The organism is Streptomyces sp. NPDC003038 (assembly GCF_040611115.1).
Lineage (GTDB): Bacteria > Actinomycetota > Actinomycetes > Streptomycetales > Streptomycetaceae > Streptomyces.
Window position 1 is genome coordinate 310,730 of the sequence record NZ_JBEXNN010000002.1, and the last position, 26,629, is coordinate 337,358.

Consider the following 26,629-nt stretch of genomic DNA (forward strand, 5'->3'; position numbering starts at 1 on the left):
CGCGCAGAGTGGCGGGTGACCGGGGCGTAGGACGGGTCCGGCGGTGTGCTGCGGGGGGTCCCCGCAGGCCGGAACTAGTGACTATCGAGGAGTTTTCCGAGTGGCAGGTATGCCCCGCCTGAGCGTCGTCGTGCCCTTCCAGGACGTCGAGATATACCTCCGGGAGTGCCTGGAGTCGATAGCGAGGCAGACGTTCCGGGACCTTGAGGTGATCATGGTCGACGACGGCTCGACCGACTCCTCGACCGCCATCGCCGCAGAAATCTCCCGCCGGGACCCCCGGTTCCGGCTCATCCGTCAAGAGTCAATGGGTCCGGGTCACGCCCGGAATGTCGGCATTCGCGCCGCCCACTCCGAGGCCGAGTTCCTCGCGTTCGTCGACGGTGACGACGTCATCCCCGAGTACGCCTACGAGTTGCTCGTGCAGACGCTCGAAGCGTCCGGCTCGGACTTCGTCTCCGGCAACGTGCAGATGATGAACTCCACCAAGAAGTGGCAGTCTCCGCTGCACCGGGCGCCCATGCAGCGCAGCAGGCGCGGCACGCACATCACCAAGCTGCCCGCCCTCATTTATGACCGCACCGTGTGGAACAAGGTGTTCCGGCGGTCCTTCTGGGACTACCACTACATCGCGTTCCCCGAGGGAGTCATGTATGAGGACTCCTGGGTCAACATGTTCGCCCACTTCCGTGCCGCCAAGGTCGACATCCTCACCGACGTCGTCTACTTCTGGCGCCGGCGCGAGGGCGGCGCGGCTCCCTCGATCACCCAGAGGCACACCGAGTTCAGCAATCTCCAGGACCGCGTCGCCGCCGTCCAGTCGGTCAGCCGGTTCCTCGCCGGGCACCGCGCGCGGTCGTACAGCGAACACAAGCGGAAGTACGATCTCGCCTGCCTGAAGTCGGACCTGATGCTGCACCTGAAGGTGCTGCCGGACGCCGACGAGGAGTACCGGGACGCCTTCATGCGGTGGGCGAACGAGTTCCTGGACGAGGCCGATGAGGACATCATCGACGAACTGCCGGCCGACGCCCGCGTCAAGTGGCTGCTGGTGCGCGAGGGCAGGCTGAAAGAGCTTCTCGACGTCGTCGAGTTCGAGCGCAAGGGCGGGCCGATGCCCGTTCAGCGGCGCCTGCACCGTTACCTCAACTACCCCTACCTCGGGGACCGTTCGATAGGCCTGGACAAGAGTGCCTACCGCCTGGACAAGGAACTCTCGCTGCACGGGTCGCTGACCCGCGCGCACTGGGAAGATGCCGAGCACCTGACCCTCGAGGGGTCCGCGTACATCCGCTTCATCAATGTGCACAAACGGCACATGTCGATGAAGGCGATCGCGCTCCGGAACAAGAAGCAGGGCCGGGTGGTGGTCGCCAAGGCGAAGACCACCTATTACCCGCAGGCCACCGAACACTCCCAGCAGAACCGCTACTGCTACGACTGGTCGGGATTCCAGGTCCGCCTCGACACCAGCCGGCTCAAGCGGAAGGGCGAGTGGGTCGAGGGAACCTGGGACGTGGCGGCCGGCGTGCTGAGCCGCGGGCTGTTCCGCTACAAGGGCATAGCCCGGGGCGGCGCCGGCACGGCGGCCAACCCGCCCTACCAGTACGTGGACAAGAACACCCGCGTGGTTCCCCTCTTCATCCAGGGCAAGCTCAAACTCCGTGTGGAACGGGTCCGGTGCCGCATCACCCGCCACCGCATCGTCGGAGACCACCTCGAACTGTGCGGCGTCTACCTGGGCCCCAAGGTTCCCGAATGGGGCAAGTTCCGGGTGACCAGCATGGGCGGCGCCGGACAGCACGACTCCTGGGTCAACTTCAGACCCGGCGGCGAGGGCTGGTGCACCTTCGTCACCCGCGTCCCGGTCAAGGCCCTCGTCCCGGGGCACCGCGGCAGCTCCGACGACGGGATTCCGCAGACCTGGAACACCGGCAGCAACGGCTGGAAGACCACCTTCCACGTCGAGGGCCGCAAGGCACCCATCTACCCGGTCATGGCGGAGGACGCCACCGACGGCCACTACCGCCTTCCGGCGCACCTGCAAACCGACACGGGCGACCGCGAGGTCTTCGTACACCGCAACGGCTCCGGCTACGTCGTGCTCTTCGAGCGCGACACCCTGCCCCTGGCCACGTCGGCCACCTGGCGGGAGGACGGATCCCTGGAAGTCGCGGTCAGCTACGCCGCCGAGGACACCCTCAGCGCGCCCCAGTTCGCCGCGGCGCACATCGTCGTACGGTCCCGCGCCCATGGCGCCGAGCGCGCCGTCCCCATCACCTGGTACGGCCGGGAGTTCCGTTTCGTCGTCTCTCCCGCGGCCATGCGCACTCTGGCCGGAGACATCCCGCTGGCCTCCGGCCGCTGGGACTTCTTCCTGCGCCGCGAGGACGTGTCCACCGTCGCCGCGGAGGACCGTTCGAAGGACCTCATGGTCAAGATGACCCAGGAGCTGATTCCTTCCTTCCCCAGCGACGTGAGCGTGCGCGAGCGGCGCTACGAACTCCAGGCGGAGGCCTACGACCGCCTCTCGCTGCTCGTCCACTCGGCGATGCCGGACGAGGCGCGCGGCCCGTACCGGCAGAAGCTGATGCGGACCAAGACGTACCCGAACGCCCGTCGCAAGCCCGTCACGCAGGCCGTGCTGTTCGACGCCTTCAAGGGGACCCAGTACTCCGACAGCCCCCGGGCGCTGCACGAGGAGATGGTCCGCAGAGGCGTCGCCGTCGAGCACCTGTGGGTCGTGCGGGACGACCAGGTCGCCGTTCCCCCCACCGCCCGGCCGGTGCGCATGTGGTCGCCCGACTGGTACGAGGCCATGGGGCGGGCGCGCTACGTCATCGCCAACAACCACCTGCCGGACTGGTTCCAGAAGCGCGACGGACAGATCGTCGTGCAGACCTGGCACGGCACCCCGCTCAAGCGCATCGGACACGACATCGAAGCCGTGCACTTCGCGGACAAGCGGTACCTGGAGAGGGTGGAGAAGGAGGTGCAGAACTGGGACATGCTGGTGTCACCGAACAGCTTCAGCACCCCCATCCTGAAGCGGGCCTTCCAGTTCCCCGGCGAGATGGTCGAGAGCGGCTACCCGCGCAACGACATCCTGCGCCGACCCGACTCCGGACAACGGGCGGCGGAAGTACGGCGCCGCATCGGGCTCCCGCCGGGCAAGAAGGTCATCATGTACGCGCCGACCTGGCGAGACGACCAGTTCTACGCGCCCGGCAAGTACAAGCTCGACTTCCGGATCGACCTGGAGGAAGCCCGGGCGCAGCTCCAGCACGACCACGTCCTGCTCGTGCGCCGCCACCCCAACGTGGTGGACCCGGTGCCCGGCGCCGGTGACGGGTTCGTCTTCGACGTGTCCGACTACCCGGACATGGCGGACCTCTCCCTCATCACCGATGTGATGATCACGGACTACTCCTCCCTGATGTTCGACTTCGTCAACACCGGGCGGCCGATCCTCTTCTTCACCTACGACCTCGATCACTACCGGGACACCCTGCGCGGCTTCTACTTCGACTTCGAGCGGTCCGCGCCCGGCCCGCTGCTGTTCAGCTCGCCGGAACTGATCGGGGCCATCCGGAACATCGACCGCATCCAGCACGACTACACAGCCCGCTACCGCTGGTTCCAGCAGGAGTTCTGCGACCTTGACGACGGCTACGCCTCGGCCCGGCTGACCGACCGCATCCTGATCGCCGGCGGCGATCTGGAACCTTCGCAGGCGCAGGCGCCCGCGAAGGGTGTGACCGGTTACGACGTGGTGGGTCAGGCCGCTTCCTGGCCTCAGGACAACCTCAATCAGATGCCGCGGCAGCGGGTGCGGGGATTGGATTCCGAACATGTCTAAGGCAGCCCAGAACGCGCGCCGCATCTTCACGGGCGTGGATTCTTCAGGGCCGGTGCCCATCGAGTACCGGTTCTCCCACGCCAAGAACGGGAACCGGCATCTCGTCGTCGTGTTCGCGAACTTGAACGCGCCGGGTGAGTACGGCTGGTCGAACGGCGTCCTCGACAACCTCCGTTCGAACATCCTGTGGGTCCGCGACCTCTTCGACGGCGAGAACAGCTATTACCTGAGCAAGGGAATGGACTTCTCTCTGGAGAGGTCGGTTGCCGGACTCATCTCCCGGGTCATGAACGCACTGTCCCTGACACCGGGCGAATGCACCATGTTCGGCAGCTCCAAGGGCGGCAGCGCGGCTCTCCACTTCGGTCTGAAGTACGGCTTCAGGAACATCGTGGCCAGCGTGCCCCAGTTTCTGATCGGGACGTATGTCAGACAAGACATGCCGGGGGCCGCCCGCCTGATGATGGGGGAGGTGACGGAGGAGAATGTGCGCGTTCTCGACTCGATCCTGCCCGAGATGGTGCGCAGCGGGGCGAACCGCTCGGCCAACGTTTATGTGATCAGCTCCCCCCAAGACGAGCAGTACGCACGGCAGGTCGAGCCCTTTCTGCGGCTTTTCGACGGGTACGAGAACTTCAATTTCGTCTACAACGACTCCCCCCTCATCAGCGGTCACGGTAAAGTGACACTGCGTAACCTGCCCACGCTCATGGGGTTGCTGAACCTCCTCGTGGACGGGATCACTCCCCGGATCGGCATGGTCCGCAACGGCTACGAGCAGCCGGACCGCGACACGTCCGCCATCGACGGGTACCTCGCGGAGACCTCCCAGGTGAGGGGCGACTCGTTCCCCCGACCGGTCGTCTCGATGCCGACGACGGACGAGCGCCTGCCCGCCGACTCCATCCGCTTCGCCGGGAGTGCTCCGGGTGCGGTACGCGTCAGTTTCTGGGAGGACGGCAAGCACCAGGGAGCCGCGCCCGTCGCCGCCGACGGCAGTTGGACCTGGGAGCGGGTCAAGCCGTGGGGCAAGGGGCGCCATGTCGTGCGGCTCTTCGCGGCGGATGCGAACAACTACCAGTCCGAGCGCACCGAAGTCAGCTTCACGGCGCTCGACCCGGAGGCCGAACCTGTGGCCGTGACGGGCCCGACGCCCACGCCCGTACCGATGTCGGTGCCGATCCCGGCCCAGCCCCTCGTGCTCACGGTGACGGCACCGGCCGCCCATCAGCAGGTGCCGGGCCCGCTCGTCAGCTTCATGGGATACGCCCCCGGTGCTGTGCGAGTGGACTTCCAGGAGGGCGGTGTGGGCCTGGGGACCTGCGGTGTGATGAGCGACGGCAGCTGGGTGTGGGAGCCGGGCTGGGCCTGGAACGAAGGCGCGCACTTCGTCGAAGCGATCGCGGTCGGAGCGGCGGGCAACGCGTCTCCCTGGACCACCCTCCCCTTCACCATGGTGAACGGATACGGTGCGCCCACGCAGGGTCACTTCACCGCGCGGTACTGACCCCGGCCGTGGGACGGCTCACCCGCATCACCAGGGGCCGGTGGTCGGAATCCTTCGTGTCCACCACCTCGCAGGCGGTGCGGGGCAGGTTCGTGAACAGGTAGTCGATCTTCGTTCCGGTCTTGTACGTGGGGCGTCCCGCCCGGGAGTCGCCCTTCTGGTCGCACTCCCGGTACGCGCTGTACATCTCGGGCGGCCATATCCAGGCGGCCGAGTCCCGGCTGCCCGGCGGCGCCGCGTTGAAGTCGCCGCCGATCACCGTGAGGCCGTCGTCGGCCACAGCCGCGACGAGCGAGCGGAGCTGGTCGTCCCGGAGCTCCCAATCGGGGTGGGCCACATCACTGTCGGGCATGGCGATATGGGCGTTGCACACCCGTATGCCCTGCACCGGGACCGAGGCGCACAGGATCCCGCGGTGCAGCCCGACCGTGGGCTGTTGGGTCTGCACCGGTTCCACATCGGTGAGCGGTGAAGCGGCCAGCAGGCCGTAGCCGGCCCGGCCCTCGCCCTGCCCGGTGCAGTCGACGGGCGTACGGTGGCCCTCCGCGTTCACCTCGACGTACGGCTCGAACGCACTGTGCCACTCCGAGCCGAGGCGCAGGGCCGCGGCCAGCAGATCGTCCGAGCACACCTCCTGGAGCAGCACGACGCGCACGCCGGATCCGTCGACCAGGGCACGCAGCTGCTGGAACTTGTCCTTCGGGCTGCCGGTCTCCTCGCAGCTCCACTGCCGCACGCCGCACATGTTCCAGGTGGCGACGGGGAGCTGGGCCGACTCGCCGTCGGCGGGGACCGGGCCCGGAAAGGGGAACGGGGCCGGGTCCGCCGACGTGCACGCCGCGGACATGAGCAGACTCAGGATCGCCGCCGTGCGGCCGAGCCGGCGGCGAAGCGGCCGCGTCCTGGTCTGCTTCTGTCTCTGCATCCCGACATCATCAGGTATTGGCCGGTCAGGCCGTACATCGGGGGCCGCCGCGCAGGCGCGGTCATGCCCGGGAGAGCTCGCGCACGGTGGCCATGTCACTGAAGGGCAGCAGCTCTTCGCCGACGATCTGATGCGGCTCGCTGCCCTTGCCGGCGATGAGGACGGTGTCCTGCGGGCCCGCCGCGGACAGGGCGAAGGCGATGGCCTCACGGCGGTCCGCGAACCGCTCGAACGGCGTGCCGGTCTCGGTGAGGCCGGGGGCGATCTCGTCCAAGATCGCCTCCGGGTCCTCGTGGCGGGGGTTGTCCGAGGTGAGAACGCACAGGTCGGAGTGGGTCCCCGCGATCCTTCCCATGTCGGCCCGCTTGGTGGTGTCCCGATCGCCACCGCAACCGAAGACGGTGATGACCCGGCCGCGGGCGAAACCGCGGATGGTGGTCAGTACCTTGCTCAGGGAGTCGGGGGAGTGGGCGTAGTCCACGATCACGGACGTGCCGCCCGGGGTTTCGAGGCGCTCGAAGCGGCCCGGTACGGGAGGCATCGAAGCGAGCGCGGCCACCAGCGGGCCCAGGTCGTGGCCCAGGACGTGGCAGGCGGCCACGGTGGCCAGCGCGTTGGCCACCGAGTACCTGCCGGGGACGGGGATCGACGCCGGGTACGTGCGCCCGTCGTGGTGGAGGGTGAACCGCGTGCCCGAGGCGCTCACCACGAGGTCGGTGGCCCGGTAGTCCGCGGGCGCGTCCAGGGCGTACGTGGTCACCGCGCCCGGCATCATCGACCGGATCCCGGCGCCGACCGGGTCGTCGGCATTGACCACCGCGTGCCGGCACAGGCCCTGGAACAGGCGCAGCTTGGCATCGCGGTAGTTCGCCATCGTTCCGTGATCATCCAGGTGGTCCTGGGTCAGGTTGGTGAAGACTCCGACGTCGATGAACGTACGGTCCAGCCGGTGCGTCAGCAGCCCCATCGAGGTGGCCTCCAGCACCACACCGGTGGCCCCGCGGTCGCGCATGCATCCCAGCAGGTACTGGAGGTCAGGCGACTCCGGCGTGGTCAGCACCGACCGGGGCATCGGGATCGGCTCGTCGCCGATCCGGCTGCCGGCCGTCCCGATCACCCCGACCTTCGCGCCCTCCGCGATCCGCAGGGCGGACTCGACCATGTACGACACCGACGTCTTCCCGTTGGTGCCGGTGATCGCCACCATGTCCATCTGCCGCCCCGGCTCGCCGAAGTAGCGCGAGGTCACCACCGCGGCCGCCGTCCGGCTGTCGGGCACCCGCACGGCGCACGTACCCGGAGGCCATACCGAGGCCGGAAGAGCGGGCTCCCCGCCGTCGACGAGCACGGCGGCGGCGCCGCGTGCGAGCGCGGGCGATACGGAGCCGGGCCCGCCCTCGCGATGGCCGGGCACCGCGATGAACAGCGACCCGGGTGTCACCCGGTCGGCGTCGAAGGTCGTTCCCGCGGTGATCAACGTCTTCTCCGGGTCACCCTGGAGGACGTGGTGCTCCTGCCCGGCCAGCAAGTCGCTCAGCTTCACAATGTTCCCTTCGAGGTGGCTCGGCCCCGGTCGTGCGGCCGTAGCCGGGCGGCAGCGCCGGCGGCGCGCCGGAGACTGCGGTGGTGACGTGGAGCGGAGGTGCGCGATCGCCGGAAGAGAACCGGACGAGCAGCTCAGCCCGGCGGAGAGGTCCCGCGCGAGGCGCGCAGGAGAAGATCAGCCGAAAGGGAGGCCCGCGCGACCCGCCGGGGGTCGCCGCGTGGGGCCGCGGAACACCGCTAGCCGTGGCCGTGCAAGGCGATACGGCGCGTCTCGGGCGCCCCGGCGGCCGGGCACAGCCCAGAGGCGGCCCGCTGCGGGCACTCCCTCGAAGAACGTGTGCGACCCATGGGCCGATTGTACGGGCGGCCGAGCGTCCCGAAGCCCACATCACCCGCGCCCGCCGGGGATTGACGGACAGCCCTTAGGGTGGGCCCGTGGAGACGAACACGAGGGCCGGCATGAGCGGCGACCGGGTGCTGTACGGGTGCATGGGGCTGGGCGGGAGCTGGGAGCCGGAGCCGTACGGGGCGGGTGACATCGACGCCGCCGAAGCGGCGATCGGCGCGGCCCTCGACAGCGGGATCACCACCTTCGACCACGCCGACATCTACCGGCACGGGAAGGCCGAGGCCGTGTTCGGCGAGGTCCTCGCCCGGACACCGGGACTGCGCAAGCGCATCACGCTGCAGACGAAGTGCGGAATCCGCCTCGCAGGCCAGGACGGTCCGGGGATGTACGACCTGCGCGAGAAGAGCATCACGCGGCGGGTGGAGGAGAGCCTGACCCGGCTGCGGACCGACGTCATCGACGTCCTCCTCCTGCACCGGCCCGATCCGCTGGCCGACGTGGACTCGATCGCGTCGGCGCTGACCTCCCTGCACCAGCAGGGCCTCGTACGGCGATTCGGGGTGTCGAACATGGGGGCCGCGCAGATCGCCCACCTCCAGGCCCGCCTCGACGTGCCGCTGGTGGCGAACCAGCTGGAGATGAGCCTGCACAGCCGCGACTGGGTCGAGGCCGGCGTACTGCTCAACACGCCCGGATCCGCCCGCAACGGATTCCCGTACGGGACGCTGGAGCACTGCCGCGACCACGGCATCCGCCTGCAGGCCTGGGGCGCGCTGGCCCAGGGCCGCTTCACCGGCGGCCAGCGGACGCCCGCCGAGCGGGCCACCGCGGAACTCCTGGCCGAGCTCGCCCGGCAGAAGGACACGACGCCGGAATCGGTCCTGCTGTGGTGGCTGAGCCGGCATCCCGCGGGCATCGCGCCGGTCATCGGCACCGCGCGCCCCGAGCGCATCCGCGCCTGCCGTGACGCGGCGGTGCGCGAGCCCGACCTCACGCACGAGGAGTGGTACGAACTCTGGGTCACGGCGCGCGGCGTGCCGCTGCCCTGAATCCGGCCTCGGCTACGGTCGCGGGCTCAGCCCGCTCGTGCCGAGGAGTTCGTCGAGACTGTCCCACTGGGGTTCGCTGATCGTCTCGCCCGGATACACGGACCCGGCCGTCTACGCGGCGAACGGCAACCCGTACGGCACCGCCCACGCCTCCGGCACCGGCGCCCCGGGGGAGAACATCCTCGCCGGCGCCCGCTACCAGGGTGCGCGGGCGTCACCGCTCGGCTCCTCGCCGGCAGTCGGCAGCGCCCTTGATCGCCATGCCAGACTGACGAGGTCAGGACAACGGACGAGTCGACCAACAGGGGCGCAGCGTTGAGCATCAGTGTCGAGGGACAGATAGACATCGCCGGCCCGGTGGGCAAGTTGCTCCACCGGCGGCCGCTCAAGAACTCCACCGCCATGCAGTCCTTCGGTATCGACCCGGTCACCGCAGAGATCTTCGTCCTCCAGGTGGTCCAGGGCGGCATCACCCTCAGCGGCGAGTCCGGCCCGAAGACCGGAACCGAGCGGGGCGACAACGGTGATCTGGTCGTCACCCGCCTCAGCCAGGCGGGCGCCATCACCGGATTCATGTACCTGCGGGGCTTCGGCCACGGCGTCGCCATGGGCGTCGAGCACCGCGCGGGTGTCTCCTACCTCTGGACGGAGACCGCGGCGGTTCCCACGGGCGACGACGAAGACGGCTACGGCACAGCCGTCACCCACTTCCCGTTCCGCCACAACTCCGTGCTCGACTACGGCAGTCCGCTGCACGCGAAGCCGTACACGCCGGTGGCCGGCGCGACCAACGTCACATGCACCATCGACCCCACGACGAACCGGCTCATCGTCCGCTTCAAGAGCGGCGGCATGAAGTACGAGTCGTACGACCTGGCGAAGGCCGCCGCCGGCGTGTGGGAGCCCATCGCGCGCATCTCCCAGCCCGACCCCAAGGGCGTCTTCCAGGGGTACGCCTCTCTCGGCGGCGTCCTCTACATGCTGGCCGGCCAGGCCATCGCCACCGACAACCCCGGCAACCCGGCCCCCGGCAACACCTACCTGACCGCCGTCGACTGGTCCACCGGCCTGGTCCTCGACCAGCGGTTCGTCAGCGCGCAGCCCGGCCTGGAATACCGCGAGCCGGAGGGAATGGCCGTATCGGTGCGCGGCGGCGTACCGCACGTGCACTTCGGGTTCGCCTGTGACGACCCCTGGCCTCGCACCTGCACCATCCTGTCGCTGTCGGCGGCGCCGGAGGTCGACGGCGTCAAGATGCTCACCGGCTGGCAGCCGATCCTGTTGGCGAGCGGGGTCTCCGTGGACGGCAACGCCCCCCGGGGCCGGCTGATCAGCATCGGGGGGACGACGACGCTGCAACTCAGCGGCGGAGTCAAGGGAAGCTTCACGGCGGACGCCGTGCTCGGGACGCTGCCCGACGCGCTCGTACCCAGCCTGGCGGCCCGCGCCAACGTGCCGCGCAACAACAACAGCGGCTACTGCGTCGCGCACGTCGAGGCGGACACCAGCCGTCAGCTCCGGCTCTACGGGGGCCGCAGCACGAATGCCATCACCTGGGCCCAGTTGGACAGTTTCAGCGCGGTCTGGAACTGACCCACCACCTCCCTCGGCTTCCCTCCCTCTTCCCGGCCCCGTCAAGGAGACGACCAACCATGTCCCACAACCGCCGCAGCATCCTCGGCGCCGCCCTCGCCCTGCCCGCAACCCTCACCGCGGGCAGCCTGATCACCGCGACCCCGGCCGCCGCCGCAGGGGCCGCAGCCGGTGTCGAGGCCCAGCCGTGGGCCGACATCCTCCTTGAACCCGGCATCACCCCCCAGCCGGGAGCGACCCCCCAGGTTCGCCTGATCACCATCGCCGGCACCGTCTTCCTGCAGGCGCGCGGCGTCGTGAGCTGCAACATCGTCGCCGACGCCAAGATCGGCACGCTTCCGAACGCCATGCGGCCCACGTGGTACGTCCGGGCCGCCGCTCCGCGCAACAACAGCCAGGGCATCAACGCCTGCCGCTTCGAAGTCAACCTCTCCGGCGCCCTGTCCGTCTACGGCGGCAACGAGGGCAACCCGATCACCTGGATCCAGTTCGACTCCGTCCAGGCGATCTGGCGCTGAGGGTTTCCGCGCCCAGGCCTGCGCGTGCGGTCGGGCCGGGACACCCCTGGGGTGCCCGGCCCGACCGGCGGAAAGGGCGGCGAGAACTGTCGTGCGACCGCCCCCGACCGCGTGGCAGGATGCGGTCATGCGCACCGACGTCACCCTTCACCCCTTGGACGAGGCGCTGCTCCCCGGGCTGCTGCGCGCGGCCGTGGAGGACGCCGATCCGGACGAGGTGATGCCACCGGTGGCGGGGCCGGCCGGCTGGACGCCTGAACGGCGTACCGCTTTCCTGCGATTCCACCGGTCCAGATCGCTGGCGGCCGAGCCCGTCGAGGCCACCTTCGCCATCGTCGTGGGCGAAACGGTGGTCGGGGCAGCCCGCCTGTGCCCCGTCGAAGGAGCGAAGCGGGCCGTCGAGGCCGGGGTCTGGATCGGCCGCTCCCACCGGGGCGGCGGCGTGGGAGGCGTGGTGCTCAGACTGCTCATGGACCGGGCGCGCGCCGACGGACGGGAGGCGCTGTTCGTGAGTACGAAGCCGGACAACGCGGCTGTTCACCGCCTGCTGGCAGGTCTGGGTACGGACCTCGTCCCGGACGGGGAGACGGTCACGGCGTGGGTGGACCTCACCGGGGACGAGTAGTCGCCGGAGCCGGAGAAAAGGCGCTCAAAGTCCGTACCGCGTGCCCGGCCACGGCCCGGACCGCCCCGGCCACACGGCCCGAAGCGGGGCCATGACAGAAGGGCCCGGATCCAGCAGGATCCGGGCCCTTCCATGTAGTAGCGGGGACAGGATTTGAACCTGCGACCTCTGGGTTATGAGCCCAGCGAGCTACCGAGCTGCTCCACCCCGCGTCGGTAGACCTCACCCTACGGCACTTCGGCGGCGACCCTCGCCACCCCTCGTGGAAGACGCCCACCCGGGTGGTCCGGCCGCGGTGACGGCGTCGGGCCACCGGGACGTCCAGAAGTCCGGCCGGTGCGGAGCCCCAGGCCCCTCAGGCGGCGTCGGATCCGGCGCGTCCGGTACCGAAATCGCGCACGAACCCCTCGCGGAAACCGGGCCGGTTGACCGCCCGGTCGAACGCGCGGGCGGCGGCGGCCAGCCCGGCCTCATTCTCCTGGGCGGCGGCGAGCACGGCCAGATACTCGGGCAGGCTCAGCCCGCGGGCCGTGGCGAGGGCGGTGAGCCGGTCGTGGACGTCGGTGTCGACCTCGACGCTGGTGGTGTCAGCCATGTTCCGAGTATGCGCGTCCACGCCTCGCCCAGGGGTCTGTTCACCGGACAGACCCCTGGGCTGACGGCCGCCGGGCGGATGCGCGTCCCGGGGCCCGTGCCGACCCGCATCGCCGGGCGGGCGATGACGGCCTGCCGCAAGGCTTTCGTCATCCCGGCAGCATGGCGCTCCCCGCCAGGACCACGTTGAATGCGGGTAACGAACCGTTCTGGGAGGCATCTGCTGTGAAAGAGACGAAGCGGCGTGGCCGGCTCGTGATCAGTGCGCTGGTCGCCGCCGTTGTGGTGTTGGGCGCCGGGCTGTACTGGTTCCAGCCCTGGAAGATCTGGCAGGACCAGACCGTCCATGAGGGTCTGGCCGCCGAGTCCCCGGCCGCGACCCCGCCGACGGCCTCTTCCGCGCCCGGCCGGTCACCGGCCCCTCCGAGCGCCGCGACCCCGCCGGCCGGCCCGCAGACGATCGCCCGGGGCACGCTGATCAGCCACGAGCACACCACCACGGGCGAGGTGAAGCTCATCCGGCTCCCCGACGGGGCCCACATCCTGCGCCTGGAGAATCTCGACACCAGCAACGGTCCCGACCTGCGGGTCTGGCTGACCGACGCTCCGGTGAAGGAGGGCGAGGCCGGCTGGGGGGTCTTCGACGACGGCAAGTACGTGAGCCTGGGCAAGCTCAAGGGCAACAAGGGCGACCAGAATTACGAGATCCCGGCCGACGTGAAGCCGACCGACTTCAGCAGCCTCAGCATCTGGTGCGACCGCTTCAACGTCTCCTTCGGCGCGGCGAGCCTCACGGCCGTCTGATCACGGAGGAGGCGCCCGCGGGAGACGGCCTTCGGCGAGGACGAGTACATCCAGCGGGCCCTGAGCGAAGGCGCGACCGGCTGCCCCATCAAGTCGGGCGAGCCGGAGGAACTGATCGCCGGGGTCCGGGCCGGGGCGGACGGCGCCGCCCACCTGTCACCGTAGGTCGCCGCCCGCGTCGTCGCCCGCCTCGCCACCGGGGGCGCGGGAGCGCAGGCCGGACGCCGCGCCGCCGCCCGCGTCCGCGTCGACGCCCTGACCGACGGCGAACGGGAGGTACTCGCCTTCCTGGGCGGCGGGCTGTCCAACGGCCGCATCGCGCGCGGGCTGCATCTGGCGGAGGGGACGGTGAAGGCCCACGTCAGCTCGATCCTGTCCCGCCCGGGCGTGGCCAGCTGGGCCGCGGCGGCGGTGGTCGCCCACGAGGCGGGCGTGGTCCCGGCGCCGCCGCCCGCGGCCGGTCAGCGCTGACCCGGCGCGTACGGCGGCCGGCAGGGCCGCCAGCCACAGGGCCGCCACGACGGACGCGCCGAGCGCCGCGCCCGCGAGGACGTCGTGCGGGTAGTGCACCCCCAGCAGCACCCGCAGCAGCGCGCCGGCCGTGGCCAAGGGCAGCGCCAGGGCAGCGAGCCGGGGCCACAGCAGGGTCACGCCGACCGCCAGCGCGACGGCCAGGGTGGCGTGGTTGCTGGGGAAGGACCAGTCGCCCGGTTCGGGACACGCCGCGAGGGCTGGAGCGCCGGGCACGGACCGGCACGGCCGTTCCTCGTCTATGAGGAGTTTCAACGCCTCGCTGAGGGCATAGGCGACCACGGTCGCCACGCCCACGAGCGCCACCCCGGCCACGCTCCGCCGGTCGCGCCGTCGCAGAGCGGTCCACCCCACCCAGAGCAGCAGCAGGCCGAGGGCGAGCAGAGTGCCCTCGCTCGCGGCTTCCAGAGCGGCCCGCGTCCATGAGGGCCCGTCGGTCACCGCCGTGGTCAGTGCCCGGTACACCGACACCGAGACGCTCTCCGTCGTCACGTGCACCGGACCGACATGGCCCGGCCCGCCGCCCGGCGTCAGCCAGACGACGGCTCCGGCGCCCGCTCCCGCCGACGCGCCCGCCAGCGACAGCCGCCGGCCCCGTCCGTATCCGTATCGCTCGTTCACGTCCATGGCATCGACGGTAGGAACGCCGCGGCCGGTCCGCCCGGGCCGAACGGCAGGCCGGTAGTACGACGATCGTCAGGGTTGACGGCGGCCGTACGGCATCAGCCTCTCCGACACCGGCATGGCCCGGGTGGTCAACGCCTACGGCCTTTCCATCGGCGCACTGCTCCTTATGGGTGGTCTGGCCGCCGACCTGCGCGTTCTCATCCGTCGAAGCCCTCACCGACGGCTACCGCAACGCCTTCCTCGTCTCGGAGGCGGCCGTCGGCGCCGCCCCCCGCCGCCGCCTCCCCCCCCCCACCGCCGCCCCCAAGCCTTTCCCCGCTCGCCACGCCGCTGTCGTCGGCAATCCGGCGCCCCGCACCCCTGACTCGGAGCGAACCGGCTCCCCGGCCTCGCTCGACAGGCGAGAATCAGCGGGTGACTGTTGATCCTTTCCTGTGGCTGGAAGACGTCGAGGGCGCGCGCGCTCTCGCCTGGGCGGCGGACCGCACGGCGGAGACCCGGGACCTGCTGACGCGGGGCCCGGGCTTCTCTGCCTTGCAGGCGGAGCTGCGTGAGGTCCTGGACGATGCCGCGCGTATCCCGTACACGACCCGCCGCGGGGCCCTGCTCTACAACTTCTGGCGGGACGCGGAGCACCCGAAGGGGGTGTGGCGTCGTACAGGGCTGGCGCAATACCGCAAGGACGAGCCCGAGTGGGAGGTCCTCCTCGACATCGACGCCCTCGCGGCCGAGGAGGGAGAGGCCTGGGTGTGGGCCGGGGCCCGAGTGCGGTATCCGGACTACGGCCGGGCGCTGGTGAGCCTGTCGCGGGACGGCTCGGACGCGGTCGTGGTCCGCGAGTTCGACCTCGGCACCCTGGCGTTCGTCGAGGACGGCTTCCGCGTGGCGGAGGCGAAGACGAGCATCGGGTGGATCGACGACGACCACGTCTTCCTCGGTACCGACCTCGGGCCCGGCACCCTCACCGAGTCCGGCTATCCGCGAACCGTGCGCCGCTGGCGCCGGGGCACCCCGCTGGGCGACGCGGAACTGGTCTTCGAGGGGGCCGCAGGGGACGTGTCCGCCTCAGGTTGGCACGACGCCACGCCGGGCTTCGAGCGGAGCTTCGTCTCCCGGTACCCCGACTTCTTCTCCAGCGAGCTCTTCCTCCTCTCCGCAGACGACACCCCGGTGAAGGTGGACGTGCCGGACGACGCCCGCGCGTACGTGCACCGGCAGTGGCTGCTGGTCACCCCCAGGACGCCGTGGCTGAACCAGCCGGCCGGATCGCTGCTCGCCTTCGACTTCGACGGTTTCATGGCGGGCGACCGCAGCCCGGACGTGTTGTTCCTTCCGGACGAGCGCACCGCGCTGTCGGGGCACTCCTGGACGCGGCACCATCTGATCCTCGAAACCTTCGCGGACGTGTCCACGCGCATGGAGGTGCTCACCCCCGGCCCCGCGGGGTGGAGGCGCGAGCCGCTGGCCGAGGTGCCGGCGCTGTCCTGCGCGACCATCACCGACACCGACCCGGACGTGAGCGACGAGTACTTCCTGGACGTGGAGTCCTTCTTGCAGCCCTCCACGCTCTACCGGGGCGAGATCGGGTCCGGCAGCGAGATCCTGAAGTCGGCCCCCGCCCACTTCGAGTCCGCCGGTCTGGCGACGCGCCAGTTCTTCGCCGTCTCGCCGGACGGCACGCGCGTCCCGTACTTCGTCGTCGGCCCGGACCGGAGCGCCGCACCCGGTGGCCCGGGCCCGACGCTGTTGTACGGGTACGGCGGCTTCGAGGTCTCCATGACCCCGTACTACAGCGGTGTCCGCGGCAAGGCCTGGCTGGCACGAGGCGGAACGTACGTGGTCGCGAACATCCGTGGCGGCGGAGAGTACGGGCCGCTCTGGCACCAGGCCGCGCTGGGCGCCGACCGGGTCCGCGCGTTCGAGGACTTCGCCGCGGTCGCGGCCGACCTGACGGCCCGGGGCCTCACCACCCCCGACCAGCTGGGTATCGCCGGCGGCAGCAACGGCGGCCTGCTCATGGGCGCCATGCTCACCCGCTATCCGGAGCTGTTCGGCGCCGTCGTCGCGGAAGTGCCGCTGCTGGACATGCTGCGCTTCCACCGGCTGCTGGCCGGGGCGTCCTGGATCGCGGAGTACGGCGACCCCGACCAGCCCGCGGACCGGATCCACCTGGAGCGGTACTCGCCGTACCACCGCCTGTCCGCGGAGGAGGTCTATCCGCCGTTGCTGCTGATGACCTCGACCCGTGACGACCGCGTCCATCCCGGCCACGCCCGCAAGATGGCCGCCCGGATGCGCGAACTCGGCCACCGGGTCCTCTTCCACGAACACACCGGGGGCGGACACGCCGGCGCCACCGACAACGAACAGACCGCCTTCAACCAGGCCCTGATCCACACCTTCCTCGACCAGCACCTCAGCCGACGAACGGGCGCTGCGCCGCCGCGGTGAAGCGGGGCTGCCGGCCGCCTGCCCGCCGCCGGTCACTCATCGTCGCCGCACCCCCTCACGCGTCGTTGAAGCCGCGCAGGTCAGCGTCCACACCCCGGTAGAGGTGATCGACATCGGGCTCCAGATCGAGCATGTCGAGGAAGACTGCGAGTTCGGCAGCGCCGCGGGCATGGCGCGCGACGGTCTGTCGGGCGGCACGGCGCTCATCCCCGGCCTTCCCCGCGTTGCGGGGGCTTTCGTCGGCACGGTCCATGCCGACGATCCGAACACGCCCCGGAGTCCGGCGCATCACACGTGCCGCCGTTCGCCGCTCCGAGCCCCCGACGGCGGCTGCCGCGCAGCCGCCGTCTGCCGCTGCCTACGTGCGGCTCTCCCCAGCGGTGCTGACTGCGGCCATGCAGGGGGCGCAGTATCGATCCGAGGCGCTCTCGGGAAGCGGTTCGGTGGGCCGAGGAGGTTCCAGGTGGCACCCGCACAGGGTGCCCGCGGACCGGTCCTTGGCTATGACGTGCCAGACCAGTTCGCATCGGTCGCCGGTGGACTCGGCGCGCATCTCGTACATGGGCGGGCCTTTCTGGCTGTGCGGCGGGGTGGGGACCGGTCCCGTACTCCATGAGAGTGCCCCGGCCCCGAAGAGGCCAACGGAGGTAGCCCAACAGGTGGAAACCGGGGTGCTGGAGGTTTGAGAGGGGCGGCGTCGAGCTCGCCCCTGGAGGGGTCACACGTGTGGAGCAGTCGACGGAACGGGCGCGGGCGGTCCGTCCTTGGATAAGGTGCCGTTCGACATCGGGGTTCTGCGGGGGAGACGTGAGTTGATGAGTGGTCAGCAGTCGGACCGGGACGGTCATCCGCAGGTCTTCCAGCCGCTGGCGGGAGACGACCCGACCACCATCGCCGGATACCGGCTGGCCGCCAAGCTGGGCGCGGGCGGCATGGGCAAGGTGTACCTGTCGTACACGCCCGGCGGGCGGCCCGTGGCCATCAAGGTGATCCGCCCCGAATTCGGTGAGGACCCCGAGTTCCGTCGCCGCTTCGCCCAGGAAGTGAAGTCCGCCCAGCGCGTGCAGGGCCTGTTCACCGCCCCCGTGATCGACGCCGACACCGACGGCGCCCAGCCCTGGCTGGCCACCGCGTACGTACCCGGCCCCTCGCTCGCCGACGCGGTCGTCGCGCACGGCGCGCTGCCCGTCGATGCCGTTCTGCTGCTCATCGCCGGCATGGCGGAGGCCTTGCACGTCATCCACGGCGCGGGCATCGTGCACCGCGACCTCAAGCCGTCCAATGTGCTGCTCGCCGCGGACGGCCCCCGCGTCATCGACTTCGGTATCGCCTACGCCGCCGACGCGACCTCGCTCACGGGCAGCGGCGTCACCATCGGCACTCCTTCGTTCATGGCTCCGGAGCAGGCCGCCGGGCGCCGGGTGACCCCGGCCACCGACATCTTCGCGCTCGGGCAGGTCGCGGCGTACGCGGCGACGGGAACCCCGGCGTTCGGCGAGGGGACCTCGCACGGAGTGCTCTACCGGATCGTCCACGAGGAGCCCGACCTCACCGGGGTCCCGGAGCGGCTGCTGCCGCTGGTCACCCGCTGCCTCGCCAAGGACCCCGAGGCGAGGCCGTCGATCACCGAGATCATCCAGCTCTGCCAGTCCGCGAACGCGGATACGGTGCTGCGGCGTCCCGAGGACTGGCTGCCGGGAGCGGTCGCCGCCGACATCACGGTACGCGCGGCTGCCCCCGCCCCGGCCCAGACACCGCCGCCGCCGACCTCCGCGCCGTCCGCCGCCTACTCGCCCACCACTCCGGTCGCCCCGGCCACACCGCCCCCGGGCTACGGGCCGCTCACGACGCCCCGGACGCCGCAGCCGCCTCAGGCCGCTCAGCCCCACGGGCAGTACCACACGCCCGTGCCCACGCCACCACCGGCGCACGCCCACCACTACGCCCCGACCCAGTTCCCGAGCCACATGCAGACGCACGGGCAGACGCACTGGCCGGCGCACGGGCAGACGTACCCCGGACACGCCGGGCCCCCGGTTGCCCGGCCCCCGAGGGGTTCGGGCAACCGGGGCATGGCCATCGCCGTCGCCGCCGCGCTGGTCTTCGGCGTCTCGGGTGCCGGTACGGCGTACTTGCTGCTCAAGGACAAGGGCGGGCAGACGCAGACCGGCGGCGGCTCCTCCCAGGAGAAGCAGAAGGACGCCGGGGGAGCGGAGGGCGCCCCCAAGCCGGACGCCAAGGCCGACCCGAAGCCCACCGACTTCAAGGGCATCAACCTCACGGCCGGCTATCACCTGACCCTCGGGGACGACGACGTGCGGCCCCAGCAGGGCGAGGACGGCGGGTACGAGTTGTCCTACGACACCGGCGGATACATCGACGCGGAGACCGCGGAGGGAAACATGGTGCTGCTCGAGCCGGGGCAGGAGGGATCGCTCGCCGCCTGCCGCGCGGATACCCGGTTCACCAAGAACATCTACGTGAACAAGCTCTCGAAGGGGCGGCAGGTCTGCGTCACCACGGGTACGGGGCACATGGCCCTCGTGACGGTCCAGGGCTTCTCGGCCGAGGGATCGCCCAGCAAGTACATGACGCTGGACTTGACCGTCTGGCGCAATGCCGTGGGCTCCGGCTCCAGGAGCTGAACCGCGAGGAGCGGTCCGTCAGCGGGGGGCGGCCGTCATTCGGCGATTTCGGTCCGTTCCCACCACTCGTAGACGGGGAGCTGCCCTTCCGGGCGCTCCTGGTGCCGCGACGTGGGCTTGAAGTGCTCGTATCCGCCGCGGTGGGGAATCTTCAGGTCTTCTCCGGGCGAGGTGACCGGCACGACCCGCTCGCGCAGATCGTCCGGACCGCCCTCCAGCGCCGCCTTGTTTGCCATGCCTTCAGTCTTCCCATCCTCCGGACCGTTCGCACGTCGGAGCGTCGTCAGGGCCGGCGGTGGGCCGCCTTCTCGGGCGGCGCGGCAGTCCCGTCCGGTGCCGAGGCCGGTGCGCTGCCGGTGTCGGCACGGCGCGGTCCCATGGAGCGGTAGAGCAGGGGCGCGGCCGTGACCGATCGCATCGGCAGGCAGTTCTTGGTGTCGACCACGACGCGTGGCGCGGCCATGCGAACGGCCAGGTCGTTCCAATCGGCGTTGATGGTCTCGGGCCAGTCGGTGAGCACGATGGCGGCTTCCGCTCCGCTGACGGCCTCCCGCAGATTCGGCGCGACCTCGATGCCCGGGAAGTGGGCGGTGACCTGCTCCGCGGTGAGGCTGGGTTCGAAGACGCGCACCCGGACGCCGAGGGTCTGCAGTTCGGGGACGAGGCTCATGCACGGGGCATCGCGCAGGTCGTCGCTCCAGGGCTGGTAGCGCAGGCCGAGGACGGCGACGACGGCCCCGCCCGCCAGGAGCCGGGCCGGGCCGAGGGTTTCCTCGAGGATCCGTACGCTGCGCAGCTGCTGGACCTGGTTGGCGGCGATGACGGCTTCGATCACGGGGAGCGGGCGCCTGACGAGGCGGGACCAGTGGCGCAGGGCGAGGGTGTCCTTGGGCAGGCAGGAGCCCGCGTATCCGCCCTCGGCGCGCAAGAACGCCGGCCCGATGCGCGGGTCGAGGCCCGTGCCGGTCAGCACGTCGTCGATGTCGGCCCCGGTGCCCTCGCACAGTGTGATCAGATCGCCGACGAAGCTGACCTTGGTGGCCAGGAACGCGTTGCTCGCGTACTTGACCACTTCGGCGGACGTGGGGTCCGTGAACAGGAGCGCGGCGTCGATGCCCCGGTACAGCTCCTTGACCTCCTCCACCAGTCCCGTGCGGGACAGCCCCGCGACCAGCCGGGCGGGCCGGCGCCAGTCGTCGATGGCCGCCCCTTGGTTGAGGAACTCCGGGCTGTATACGTAGCGATCGGTCAGGCGATCGGCGAGGGGCCCGGCGAGCCACGCGGCGCTGGTACCCGGCGGAATCGTGCTCTTGACCACGATCAGGCCGGGGAGCGGATCCAGGCCGAGCACGCTCATCAGCGCCGCGGTCACCTGGCGCAGGTCCGGGCGTCCGGAGGGGGTGGGAGGCGAGCCGACCGCGATCACCACGGCGTCCAAGGGCTCCGTGATCCGGCCCAGGCCGGAGGTGAAGGACAGGCTCTGCGTATCGAGGGAAGCGGCCAGGGGAATCCGCAGGCCCGGCTCCTCGAACGGGAGCCGGCCCCCGGCCAGCAGCGCGACCCGGTCCGGATCGCTGTCCACGCCGATCACCACATGGCCCTGTTCGGCCAGGCCCAGCGCGGCCGTCAGGCCGACATAGCCCAGGCCCACGACACCGACACGCATAACGGCTCCTTGTCTTTCCCCCGCTGGGTGGATCGGGTCCGCAGCAGGAAGGGGACCTGGCCTTTGCCCGGTCCCGCCGTGCCGCCGGCATGTGTGCTCAGGTGTGCAGGCGGCTGTTGGTCCCGTCGTGGCCGTCCGCGCCTTCTTCGTCGAACCAGACGTCGCCCGCGGCGAGGTAGCGGAAGGACTGGACGGTCTTGGGCGCCACGGCCACCGTGACGGCGCGCATTCCGTCGTCGCGGGGCACGAGGGTGTGGGCGCCGGGCGTCCAGTCGTTGAAGTCGCCCACGACACTGACCGGACCGGGAGGAGTGTCGGCCGGCAGGACGAAGGTGATCCTGGTCCGGCCCTTACGGGAGGTGCGTTCCAGCATGGGGGAGCTCCTGAGGGAAGGCTGGCTGCGCGTCCATCCTGAGGCCGCGCCACGACACCCGCATCCGGGCACGGCCCCCCGGCCTGCGGATTCACTCTTCCGCGACACGAGGCGGGGAAGAACGCGGACGGACGGCATGGGGGGATCACGGCGCAGGCAAGGCACCCGGGTACCCCGCCTACGGGTGGTGAGCCGGCTGGGACTCGGCGGGTACGGGAACCGCCCGCGTGGCAGGTCCGAGATAGGCCCGGAGCTTCCCCGTGCCCGGCAGGCCGTGGAGGACGTGGGTGCGCCAGCCGCGGGCGTACGGGGGAGGCGGCGCGTTCCCCCGTACGAGGATGGCCACGGGCCGGGCGCGGGCGGAGGCTGCCAGCGCGGCGGGTGTGATGCTGCCGTCGTGGCCGCCGACCTGACGGGACGAGCACCCGGCGCGGAACGCGATCCGGACGGCCTCCTCCCCGCTGACGACGCACGGTGGGCGCAGTCCCTGCCGGCGCAGGTCGGCCACCAGCCGCGCGAACGCCGCGTGGTTCGCGCGGCCGCGGTCCGTCGCGCCGTCCAGGACGAGGTACTGGACCGTCAGGTGAGCGCACATGCCGAGCGCCAGGGCGGCCGCGAAGACCGGGCGCCGACGCGCGGCCGTGGCCAGCCGGATCAGGCACAGCGCCGTCGGCAGCGCGAGCAGTGCGTAGGTGGGCAGGAGGAAGCGCGGAGCCGCGTACCCGATCAGCAGCAGGTACGGCACCGCGAGGGACAGACCGGCCAGGGTCGCCACCAGCACGGGAGCCAGGAGCCGCCGGCGGGCCGCCGCCAGCACCCCGCCCGCGGCGAGCAGGGGCAGGGCGAACCACCAGACGGAGGCGATGGGATGCTGCAAGGGCACATTGCAGGGGCGGCACAGCGTCCGCCCCTGCAGCGCCCGTACGTGGTCGTCGAAGGCGAGGTTCCAGCCGAGGTGGCCCTGGATCTCGCTGGCACGCCTGAGCCGGGGAAGGAGCCCGCCGTAGCGTACGTAAGCCTCCACGACCCATTCCGCGCTGCCGACGGCCGCGCCCGCGGCGAGCACGAGCAGCAGGGCCGGCCTGCGCCACGGCCTCACCCACAGGACGGCGGCGACGAGGGGCACGGCGAGCCACAAGGCGTCGGTGGGCCGCATGAGCGCGGCGAGCGCCATACCCGCTCCGAGGCCGGCCAGAGCGCCGCGATCGGACCGGTCCCGCGCGGCCCTCAGGAAGCAGCCGACCGCGATCAGCGCCCCGTACGCGACCCAGAGGTTGGGCATCGCCTGCGGTCCGTACAGCACCGTGACCCACAGCCCGGCGAACAGGGCGCCGGCGACGGCGAGGACAGCGGTGGGGACCAGGCGCCGCCACACCCACAGGGACAGCAGCAGACCGGCTCCCGACAGCAGGGCCAGGTAGATGCGGAGCGCCTCGACCGATGAGGTCAGCGCGACGACGGGCGCGACGAGGAAGGTGATGCCGCGGGCCCGGGGAGCGCTGAAGAAGGCGGCCGGGGCGTCGGGGCTGACCTGGCTGACATACACGGTCTCGTCCCATCCGAGACCCGACCCCGGCATGACGATCAGCAACTGGGCAACCACGTACACCGCCGCGATCCCGCCCAGCCACCGGAGATCGCGCCTGACCGCTCGGCCCCTTCCGGGGCGAGGATCCTCCCCCTGCGGGTTCGGAGCGACGGCTGAAGTCTGCGTCATGGCCGGACCTCATGGACTGTCGGGGGAGTGGGGCGGAGACATCGCGTCTGCTGACCACGCTGCCCCCGGACAGCCGTCCCTGCCATTTTTCCGTACGGCACTCGGACCAGTGCGCGAGCGGCCCCCCGCCGCCCCGGTTCCACGCGGAGCGCCCCGGAGCGAGCCTGATGATCAGCGCGGACGCCGGGGCCGCGTGGCAGGCTGGGAACCATGTGTGGTCGTTACGTCTCCACCCGCAGCCCCGAAGACCTGACCCGCCTGTTCCAGGTCACCCGCTGGAACCTGGAACAGGCGGTGGACCCGAGCTGGAACGTCGCCCCTACCGACGCCGTGTGGGCGGTCCTGGAACGCCCCGACCGCCAGACCGGGGCACTGGAACGGGAGTTGCGGACGCTGCGCTGGGGTCTGGTGCCGTCGTGGTCGAAGAGCCCGAGCAGCGGGGCGAAGATGATCAACGCACGGGTCGAGACCGTGCACGAGAAGCCGGCCTACCGCCGAGCGTTCGCCCAGCGCCGGTGCCTGCTGCCCGCGGACGGCTTCTACGAGTGGCAGACCGTCCCCGCCACCGAGAAGGCGAAGGCGTACAAGCAGCCGTACTTCATCAGCCCCGAGGACGGGAGCGTGATGGCGATGGCCGGGCTCTACGAGTTCTGGCGCGACCGCGAGGTCGAGGACGAGGACGATCCGACAGCCTGGTGGACGACCTGCACCGTCATCACCACCGAGGCCACCGACACGGCCGGCCGCATCCACCCGCGCATGCCCCTGACCATCACCGCCGCCGATTTCGACACGTGGCTCGACCCCACCCACCAGGACCCGCACGAACTGCGTGCCCTCCTGGCCGCCCCCGCGGGCGGCCACCTGGAGGTCCGCCCGGTCACGACCGCGGTCAACGACGTCCGCAACAACGGGCCCCAACTCCTCGACACGGCCCCGGACATCGGCGGCTGACCGCGACGGCGACCGGGCATCTGGGCCCTGGCCCGACCGGCGTTCGAGGGGGCTCCGCTCGCCGCTACTCGAAGCGCGTGGTGTCGCCCGCGCCTCGGCGTACGATCTCGGTTTCGCCGCCGGAGAAGTCGATGACCGTGGTCGGCTCGGTGCCGCAGTCACCCGAATCGACCACGGCATCCACCACGTGGTCGAGCCGTTCCTTGATCTCCCAGCCCTGCGTCATCGGCTCGGCCTCATCCGGCAGCAGCAGCGTGCTGGAGACCAGCGGTTCACCGAGCTCGGCGAGCAGCGCCTGGGCAACGGCGTGATCCGGAATCCGGACTCCGACCGTCTTCTTCTTCGGGTGCATCAGCTGGCGCGGTACTTCCTTCGTCGCGGGGAGGATGAAGGTGTAGCTGCCGGGCGTCGCGGCCTTGATCGCGCGGAACACGTCGTTGTCGAGGTGGACGAACTGACCGAGCTGCGCGAAGTTCTGGCACACCAGAGTGAAGTGGTGGCGATCGTCGAGGTTCCGGATCGACCGGATCCTGTCGATGCCGTCGCGATTGCCCAGCCGGCAGCCCAGTGCGTAACAGGAGTCCGTCGGGTACGCGACGAGCGCGTCGGTGCGGATGAGGTCGGCCACACTGCCGATGCTGCGCCGCTGAGGATTTTCCGGGTGTACATCGAAATACTTCGCCATCCGCTGACCCTACGCGATCGGGCCATCCGAACTCAGGTGTCCTCGGCACGTCGATGCGCGGACGACCGCGCACTGCCGTATCCGGACGGGCGGCACGCTGGTGGACCCCGGAAGCTCGGCTCCCGGGGCCCACCCGCTTCGGCCCCCGGCGGCCGGACGCGACGAGGCGAGAGCGCCGCGGGGGAGCGGGGGACGGTTCAGGAGCGCTCGGGCTGCTGCGCCGGAGGGGTCCCGCCGCCCTCTCCTCCGCCCTTTTCGCCCTTGTCCGTTCCGTGGGCGCGCTTGCCCGCCGCGGCTTCCTTGGCGGCATTCGCGGCCTTGAGGGACTGGCTGTCCTGCGGAGTGGCCCCGCCCTTGTTGCTGCGCCGCATCGCGGGATCCTGTGGTTTCGACACGTCGACTCCTCCGAAAGTTGTGATGCTCGGGTGTTCCGCTACAGCAGCGACTGCCCCGCAGGCGCCGTCCGACACACGGAGCCGTGACTGTTCGGCCGGGCGGGCCCGGTGCACGCCGCAGCGGCGGGGCCCAGATGGGTCTGGTGTGGCGAGGAGAGACGTTGCTTCTTGATCACTTGGTCGTTGGGCGGTACGCGCGGCGGCGGCAGCGGTCGCGCCACCACCCCGCTCGTGAGAGAGAGTCCCCATGTGCGCTCATGCCCTCGTCGCGGCCCTCGCCGCGGCATGGACACCACTCACACGCCAACGGACGCAGCGCCGGTCCATGACGCCCCGCGCCCCGTCGCAGATCACCCGCCGTATGGTCCTCACCCGTGCGCTCGGGCTGGGAGCGGTGACGGTGTGGCCGTCGACCGTGGCCACCGCCGCACCCGCGTCCGCGCCCGCATCGGCAGCCTCCGGCCCGGAGATCTTCGGCTGTGAGACCTGGGGGGCCCGGCCGCCGACCGAGCCCGTCTCGATCCTGTCCACGCCCCCGCAGCGGATCATCGTGCACCACACGGCCACCGCGAACGTCGAGGACTACTCCCGCCAACGCGCCTTCGCTCTCGCACGGGCGATCCAGAACTACCACATGGACACCCAGGGCTGGATCGACACCGGCCAGCATTTCACCGTCAGCCGCGGCGCGTACGTCACCGAAGGCCGTCACCACAGCCTCGCCGAACTGACCGCGGGCTTCCGGCAGGTCCGCTCCGCCCATTGCGTCGGCCAGAACAACCAGGCCGTGGGCGTCGAGAACGAAGGCACCTACACGAGCGTGGAGCCGCCGGCCCGGCAGTACGAGGCCCTGGTCGCCCTCTGTACGCACATCTGCCGCCAGTACCGGCTGCCGCCGTCCGAAATCCACGGACACCGCGACTTCAACAGCACGGACTGCCCCGGCGACCGCCTGTACGGCCTCCTGCCCCGGCTGCGCCAGGACGTCGCCACGCGGCTGGGTGAACGGCTGTGGCCGGGAATCACATACGACCCGCGGGATGCCTGGACCGGCCCGGCGGAGTACCTCCCGCCCGGCGCACTGGACCCGGAGCCCGTCCGATAGGGGCCGCCGCCGGCCCCGGCGTGCGCCGCAGGACCGCCCGTTTCCCGGACGGCCCCCGGCCGGGGCCGGCAGCGCCTGCCAGGGTCAGGCGTAGAAGTGGCGCTGCCGCGTT

22 protein-coding genes, 1 tRNA gene and 2 pseudogenes are annotated in these 26,629 nt (G+C 71.0%); 13 read left to right on the forward strand and 12 right to left on the reverse strand.

Annotation, left to right across the window (positions count from 1 at the left end):
• Window positions 1-109 precede the first annotated feature (109 nt).
• Together ABZX75_RS04130 and ABZX75_RS04135 are read left to right on the forward strand one after the other, a co-directional pair.
• Window positions 110-3,859 (forward strand): bifunctional glycosyltransferase family 2 protein/CDP-glycerol:glycerophosphate glycerophosphotransferase, encoded by a 3,750-nt coding sequence (locus tag ABZX75_RS04130; RefSeq protein WP_355407942.1) that lies wholly within the window; start codon window positions 110-112, stop codon window positions 3,857-3,859.
• Entirely contained in the window at window positions 3,852-5,366 is a 1,515-nt protein-coding gene (locus tag ABZX75_RS04135) for a hypothetical protein (RefSeq protein WP_355407583.1), read from the forward strand. The genes ABZX75_RS04130 and ABZX75_RS04135 overlap by 8 nt, the downstream gene beginning before the upstream one ends.
• Here the strand turns inward: ABZX75_RS04135 and ABZX75_RS04140 are convergent.
• Together ABZX75_RS04140 and ABZX75_RS04145 are read right to left on the reverse strand one after the other, a co-directional pair.
• Entirely contained in the window at window positions 5,350-6,291 is a 942-nt protein-coding gene (locus ABZX75_RS04140) for an endonuclease/exonuclease/phosphatase family protein (protein ID WP_355407585.1), read from the reverse strand. The genes ABZX75_RS04135 and ABZX75_RS04140 overlap by 17 nt on opposite strands.
• A 61-nt stretch (window positions 6,292-6,352) precedes the next feature.
• Window positions 6,353-7,834 (reverse strand): UDP-N-acetylmuramoyl-L-alanyl-D-glutamate--2,6-diaminopimelate ligase, encoded by a 1,482-nt coding sequence (locus tag ABZX75_RS04145; RefSeq protein ID WP_355407587.1) that lies wholly within the window; start codon window positions 7,832-7,834, stop codon window positions 6,353-6,355.
• 437 nt (window positions 7,835-8,271) lie between these two features.
• Between ABZX75_RS04145 and ABZX75_RS04150 the strand changes: the two genes are divergently transcribed.
• The 5 genes and pseudogenes from ABZX75_RS04150 (at window position 8,272) to ABZX75_RS04170 (ending at window position 11,970) form a co-directional block, all read left to right on the forward strand.
• The gene (locus tag ABZX75_RS04150; protein ID WP_355407589.1) at window positions 8,272-9,234 is read left to right on the forward strand and encodes an aldo/keto reductase; all 963 of its coding nucleotides are present in this window, start codon (window positions 8,272-8,274) and stop codon (window positions 9,232-9,234) included.
• A 64-nt stretch (window positions 9,235-9,298) separates the two neighbouring features.
• Window positions 9,299-9,445, forward strand: a pseudogene (locus ABZX75_RS04155) (NAD(P)H dehydrogenase); the annotation flags it as partial.
• Between the two features lie 104 nt (window positions 9,446-9,549).
• Window positions 9,550-10,827, forward strand: coding sequence for a hypothetical protein (locus ABZX75_RS04160; RefSeq protein ID WP_355407591.1), 1,278 nt, complete (start codon window positions 9,550-9,552; stop codon window positions 10,825-10,827).
• Between the two features lie 59 nt (window positions 10,828-10,886).
• Window positions 10,887-11,345 carry a hypothetical protein gene (locus ABZX75_RS04165; RefSeq protein WP_355407593.1) on the forward strand — a complete coding sequence of 153 codons (459 nt, stop codon included), beginning with the start codon at window positions 10,887-10,889 and terminating at the stop codon, window positions 11,343-11,345.
• Window positions 11,346-11,472: 127 nt separating this feature from the next.
• Window positions 11,473-11,970, forward strand: a complete 498-nt coding sequence (locus ABZX75_RS04170) for a GNAT family protein (protein WP_355407594.1) — start codon at window positions 11,473-11,475, stop codon at window positions 11,968-11,970.
• Between the two features lie 138 nt (window positions 11,971-12,108).
• Here the strand turns inward: ABZX75_RS04170 and ABZX75_RS04175 are convergent.
• Both ABZX75_RS04175 and ABZX75_RS04180 read right to left on the reverse strand, forming a co-directional pair.
• Window positions 12,109-12,182, reverse strand: a tRNA-Met gene (locus ABZX75_RS04175).
• 143 nt (window positions 12,183-12,325) lie between these two features.
• Window positions 12,326-12,565, reverse strand: a complete 240-nt coding sequence (locus tag ABZX75_RS04180; protein ID WP_355407596.1) for an antitoxin MazE7 — start codon at window positions 12,563-12,565, stop codon at window positions 12,326-12,328.
• Window positions 12,566-12,789: 224 nt separating this feature from the next.
• On the opposite strand from ABZX75_RS04180, the gene ABZX75_RS04185 reads away from it, so the two are divergent.
• Window positions 12,790-13,368 carry a DM13 domain-containing protein gene (locus ABZX75_RS04185; protein WP_355407598.1) on the forward strand — a complete coding sequence of 193 codons (579 nt, stop codon included), beginning with the start codon at window positions 12,790-12,792 and terminating at the stop codon, window positions 13,366-13,368.
• A gap of 300 nt (window positions 13,369-13,668) precedes the next feature.
• Window positions 13,669-13,839 carry a LuxR C-terminal-related transcriptional regulator gene (locus ABZX75_RS04190; protein WP_355407944.1) on the forward strand — a complete coding sequence of 57 codons (171 nt, stop codon included), beginning with the start codon at window positions 13,669-13,671 and terminating at the stop codon, window positions 13,837-13,839.
• 42 nt (window positions 13,840-13,881) lie between these two features.
• Here the strand turns inward: ABZX75_RS04190 and ABZX75_RS04195 are convergent.
• Window positions 13,882-14,526, reverse strand: a pseudogene (locus ABZX75_RS04195) (phosphatase PAP2 family protein); the annotation flags it as partial.
• 414 nt (window positions 14,527-14,940) lie between these two features.
• On the opposite strand from ABZX75_RS04195, the gene ABZX75_RS04200 reads away from it, so the two are divergent.
• Window positions 14,941-16,977, forward strand: a complete 2,037-nt coding sequence (locus ABZX75_RS04200; protein ID WP_355407599.1) for a prolyl oligopeptidase family serine peptidase — start codon at window positions 14,941-14,943, stop codon at window positions 16,975-16,977.
• Between the two features lie 55 nt (window positions 16,978-17,032).
• On the opposite strand, the gene ABZX75_RS04205 is transcribed toward ABZX75_RS04200, so the two are convergent.
• Window positions 17,033-17,230 carry a hypothetical protein gene (locus tag ABZX75_RS04205; RefSeq protein ID WP_355407601.1) on the reverse strand — a complete coding sequence of 66 codons (198 nt, stop codon included), beginning with the start codon at window positions 17,228-17,230 and terminating at the stop codon, window positions 17,033-17,035.
• A gap of 562 nt (window positions 17,231-17,792) precedes the next feature.
• Between ABZX75_RS04205 and ABZX75_RS04210 the strand changes: the two genes are divergently transcribed.
• Window positions 17,793-19,622, forward strand: coding sequence for a protein kinase (locus ABZX75_RS04210; protein WP_355407603.1), 1,830 nt, complete (start codon window positions 17,793-17,795; stop codon window positions 19,620-19,622).
• 35 nt (window positions 19,623-19,657) lie between these two features.
• Here ABZX75_RS04210 and ABZX75_RS04215 read toward each other — a convergent pair whose 3' ends face one another.
• From ABZX75_RS04215 to ABZX75_RS04230, 4 genes are all read right to left on the reverse strand, one after another.
• A complete protein-coding gene (locus ABZX75_RS04215; protein WP_355407605.1) occupies window positions 19,658-19,858 on the reverse strand; it encodes a DUF5988 family protein in 201 nt (66 codons plus the stop codon).
• 47 nt (window positions 19,859-19,905) lie between these two features.
• Entirely contained in the window at window positions 19,906-21,288 is a 1,383-nt protein-coding gene (locus ABZX75_RS04220; RefSeq protein WP_355407607.1) for a nucleotide sugar dehydrogenase, read from the reverse strand.
• A gap of 97 nt (window positions 21,289-21,385) precedes the next feature.
• Window positions 21,386-21,661: a hypothetical protein gene (locus ABZX75_RS04225; RefSeq protein WP_355407609.1), complete on the reverse strand. Its 276-nt coding sequence runs from the start codon at window positions 21,659-21,661 to the stop codon at window positions 21,386-21,388.
• Window positions 21,662-21,839: 178 nt separating this feature from the next.
• Window positions 21,840-23,270, reverse strand: a complete 1,431-nt coding sequence (locus ABZX75_RS04230; protein WP_355407611.1) for a hypothetical protein — start codon at window positions 23,268-23,270, stop codon at window positions 21,840-21,842.
• Between the two features lie 318 nt (window positions 23,271-23,588).
• Between ABZX75_RS04230 and ABZX75_RS04235 the strand changes: the two genes are divergently transcribed.
• On the forward strand, window positions 23,589-24,332 hold the full coding sequence (locus ABZX75_RS04235) for an SOS response-associated peptidase (protein ID WP_355407612.1): 744 nt from the start codon (window positions 23,589-23,591) through the stop codon (window positions 24,330-24,332).
• Between the two features lie 64 nt (window positions 24,333-24,396).
• Here the strand turns inward: ABZX75_RS04235 and ABZX75_RS04240 are convergent, their stop codons facing one another.
• Both ABZX75_RS04240 and ABZX75_RS04245 read right to left on the reverse strand, forming a co-directional pair.
• Entirely contained in the window at window positions 24,397-25,017 is a 621-nt protein-coding gene (locus tag ABZX75_RS04240; protein WP_355407614.1) for an L-threonylcarbamoyladenylate synthase, read from the reverse strand.
• 197 nt (window positions 25,018-25,214) lie between these two features.
• On the reverse strand, window positions 25,215-25,412 hold the full coding sequence (locus ABZX75_RS04245; protein WP_355407616.1) for a hypothetical protein: 198 nt from the start codon (window positions 25,410-25,412) through the stop codon (window positions 25,215-25,217).
• Window positions 25,413-25,737: 325 nt separating this feature from the next.
• Here ABZX75_RS04245 and ABZX75_RS04250 point away from each other — a divergent pair, with 325 nt between their 5' ends.
• Window positions 25,738-26,517, forward strand: coding sequence for a peptidoglycan recognition family protein (locus tag ABZX75_RS04250; protein ID WP_355407618.1), 780 nt, complete (start codon window positions 25,738-25,740; stop codon window positions 26,515-26,517).
• Window positions 26,518-26,629 lie beyond the last annotated feature (112 nt).

What these genes read in the sequence shown, in the direction of transcription:
- ABZX75_RS04225 (WP_355407609.1), bottom strand. Translation starts at nt 21,661, where the DNA reads ATGCTGGAACGCACCTCCCGTAAGGGCCGGACCAGGATCACCTTCGTC.
- ABZX75_RS04220 (WP_355407607.1), bottom strand. Translation starts at nt 21,288, where the DNA reads ATGCGTGTCGGTGTCGTGGGCCTGGGCTATGTCGGCCTGACGGCCGCG.
- ABZX75_RS04180 (WP_355407596.1), bottom strand. Translation starts at nt 12,565, where the DNA reads ATGGCTGACACCACCAGCGTCGAGGTCGACACCGACGTCCACGACCGG.
- ABZX75_RS04165 (WP_355407593.1), top strand. Translation starts at nt 10,887, where the DNA reads ATGTCCCACAACCGCCGCAGCATCCTCGGCGCCGCCCTCGCCCTGCCC.
- ABZX75_RS04210 (WP_355407603.1), top strand. Translation starts at nt 17,793, where the DNA reads ATGAGTGGTCAGCAGTCGGACCGGGACGGTCATCCGCAGGTCTTCCAG.
- ABZX75_RS04250 (WP_355407618.1), top strand. Translation starts at nt 25,738, where the DNA reads ATGACGCCCCGCGCCCCGTCGCAGATCACCCGCCGTATGGTCCTCACC.
- ABZX75_RS04130 (WP_355407942.1), top strand. Translation starts at nt 110, where the DNA reads ATGCCCCGCCTGAGCGTCGTCGTGCCCTTCCAGGACGTCGAGATATAC.
- ABZX75_RS04235 (WP_355407612.1), top strand. Translation starts at nt 23,589, where the DNA reads ATGTGTGGTCGTTACGTCTCCACCCGCAGCCCCGAAGACCTGACCCGC.
- ABZX75_RS04215 (WP_355407605.1), bottom strand. Translation starts at nt 19,858, where the DNA reads ATGGCAAACAAGGCGGCGCTGGAGGGCGGTCCGGACGATCTGCGCGAG.
- ABZX75_RS04140 (WP_355407585.1), bottom strand. Translation starts at nt 6,291, where the DNA reads ATGCAGAGACAGAAGCAGACCAGGACGCGGCCGCTTCGCCGCCGGCTC.
- ABZX75_RS04205 (WP_355407601.1), bottom strand. Translation starts at nt 17,230, where the DNA reads ATGGACCGTGCCGACGAAAGCCCCCGCAACGCGGGGAAGGCCGGGGAT.
- ABZX75_RS04135 (WP_355407583.1), top strand. Translation starts at nt 3,852, where the DNA reads ATGTCTAAGGCAGCCCAGAACGCGCGCCGCATCTTCACGGGCGTGGAT.
- ABZX75_RS04240 (WP_355407614.1), bottom strand. Translation starts at nt 25,017, where the DNA reads ATGGCGAAGTATTTCGATGTACACCCGGAAAATCCTCAGCGGCGCAGC.
- ABZX75_RS04170 (WP_355407594.1), top strand. Translation starts at nt 11,473, where the DNA reads ATGCGCACCGACGTCACCCTTCACCCCTTGGACGAGGCGCTGCTCCCC.